The organism is Aureispira sp. CCB-QB1 (assembly GCF_000724545.1).
Taxonomy (GTDB): domain Bacteria; phylum Bacteroidota; class Bacteroidia; order Chitinophagales; family Saprospiraceae; genus Aureispira.
On record NZ_JHBV01000170.1, the window covers coordinates 1 to 2,403 of the forward strand.

A 2,403-nucleotide genomic window follows, 5' to 3' on the forward strand; every position below is an offset into this window, starting at 1 on the left:
TGAATTTTCTTTTCTTCATAAGCACTAATTTAAGCTTTTTTTGCGAACTTAACTAGTGGTCCTAATTTTGGGGTATACTGCACACTTTGATAAAGGAAAACTATGATAAAAACTTACACTAGAGAGCTTTCATTAAAAGAAATGAAACTAATAAAACAGCCTAAAATATCCATGATATGGTGGTTATTTGAAAATTTCATTCTCTCCTTGGTATTTATCCTTGGTATTCTTTTAATCTTAGGTAACTATATTCATGGGTATCTAAAATGGAATAAAGATGCAGAATTATATATGGTAATTTCCATTGTTATTATTGCTTTTATTATAAACTTAAAATTTCATTTTTCTACTCTAAAGGACTTTCCTTTTCCTCCCCAAATCCCTATCGAAGATATAAAAGCTGAAATTACAATTATTCAATCAAGAAAAGCTGTAGAAAGAGAAGACCCAGAAGATTTTGGTCCTGGTTTTTATTTCGAAATTAAAGATGGAGTGAAATTAAAAAGTATCTTTCTTTGTGGACAATATCTTTATTCTGCTACAATCCCAAACACTCATATTGAAGTAACTCGTCGTAGTGATACAAAAGAAATTTTAGACATAAAAACAAAAGGAACATACTTCTCACCTGAAAAAGTATTACCTCCATTCTCCGATGAAGAGTGGAACTCTGAAAATTACCACGAAGATGGCGATATTCTAAATTTAACTCTTGATGAAATAAAAAAAAAGAACACTACATAACAATGTGTATATTTTCATGGTACGAATCAGGAATAGCCTTACAAAAATGAACACATGTTCTACACCGCAAAATCTGCGATTTTGATTTGGGAATAGCTATCTTTATATTGGCATGGCTTGTACCACGCAATATACACGAGCCGTTGTCTACAATTAGGAAAAATATAAATATTAAAATAATCAAACTTAGCGATTTGACAACCCTATCAAGGGGAACCATCACATTAACTTAACACAAAAATGACCATTAGGTTATACATATTATTTCTCTGCCTCTTTTTCTATTCCTGCTTAGATCTAAAGGAAAAATTGACTTATAATCCTTTTGATTATGAATATAATGTAAGTATTGATGATTTATTAAAAGACAGTTGTAAACTTCTTTACCAACCTTGTGGATATGGTACTTATGGAAAAGAAATTGAAGGAAATATTATATATTATCAGTTTTATCCTAAAGAAAATGATGAGGCTTGTGCTAAAGGTATTAGTATCCATTTAGATACATTTGAAATTGAAACGAAAATAAAAGAATCGTCTCTAATAAGATTAGTAGCCATTGAAAAAATTGGACGTGAATTATTATTTGAAAAAATTGACACTCCTAAAATCCTTTCTTTCCTTTCTGAGCTTGGTTTAAAAAGAGTACCAGTTGCAGAAAGTGAAATGGAATTTATAGATTATGAAATTTTCCCAAGAGACACAATTAGAAAATTTCCTCCAAATAATACTTGGTGTTTTAAAGATAAAACGGGAAGAGTCCACACGACTAATGTAGATTTCAAAACAAGTAATGATAAAAATAACAATACAACAATTATAAGAACTTTAGATTTTTTTGTAGGCAAACCAGAAATAAAACAAAAACAAACAATTAGCGATCAAAATTAAGTGGGTCCATGAGACCCCACTAATTTTATTGTGTTGTTGCACTGAACACCCTGAGTACAGTCGGTAAAATAGCCCCTGTGTAATTTCAATACATTTGCCTTTTTAAGAAAAACTTTATTCGTTGCATAGTTACATCAAATGTATACCAGCGTTAAAAAACAAGTCACCCAACAACAGGGCAACTTGTTTTTTTACAACCTACCAATCCACGCTATCCAAAGCATCATTGACCAACTTATTCGACAAGTGCAAATAAATCATCGTCGTTTCAATTTTGGAATACTGCAAAATCGCCTTTAAAATATGTAGCGGTACCTTAGAAGCCAAGTTTGTCGCAAAGGTATGTCGAGCGACATGGCTGGTTACCTTCTTTTGCAAGTGGGCACGTTGAGCAATGACCTTGAGCGTACGGTTAAAGTATTGATTGCTGTAAGGATGAAAGACAGGACCACGAAGATAAAGTACCTGCTTTTTGTATTTTTGAATGATGGCTTCTGGCTTTCGTTTGTAGAGTTTGTATAGGGGAAGGATAAGTTGCTTATTGGTTTTTTGAGCAATGATATTCAAGACCAAGCCCTCTTTGGTCACATCAATATTTTCATACTTCAAGTGAGCTGTATCGGCAAAGCGCAAACCCGTATAACAAGAAAATAAGAACATATCCCGAATCAATTCCAAATAAAACTGCAGTATACCCCAAAATTAGGACCACTAGTTAAGTTCGCAAAAAAAGCTTAAATTAGTGCTTATGAAGAAAAGAATGTTGGC

3 protein-coding genes are annotated in these 2,403 nt (G+C 32.3%); 2 read left to right on the top strand and 1 reads right to left on the bottom strand.

Annotated features, from left to right (window positions below):
• The first annotated feature begins 102 nt into the window (after positions 1–102).
• Together CG11_RS28895 and CG11_RS28900 are read left to right on the top strand one after the other, a co-directional pair.
• Positions 103–744, top strand: coding sequence for a hypothetical protein (locus CG11_RS28895; protein ID WP_052600378.1), 642 nt, complete (start codon positions 103–105; stop codon positions 742–744).
• Positions 745–1,053: 309 nt separating this feature from the next.
• Positions 1,054–1,635: a hypothetical protein gene (locus tag CG11_RS28900; protein WP_052600379.1), complete on the top strand. Its 582-nt coding sequence runs from the start codon at positions 1,054–1,056 to the stop codon at positions 1,633–1,635.
• A 198-nt stretch (positions 1,636–1,833) separates the two neighbouring features.
• Here CG11_RS28900 and CG11_RS28905 read toward each other — a convergent pair whose 3' ends face one another.
• A complete protein-coding gene (locus CG11_RS28905; RefSeq protein WP_052600380.1) occupies positions 1,834–2,295 on the bottom strand; it encodes a site-specific integrase in 462 nt (153 codons plus the stop codon).
• Between the last annotated feature and the right edge of the window lie 108 nt (positions 2,296–2,403).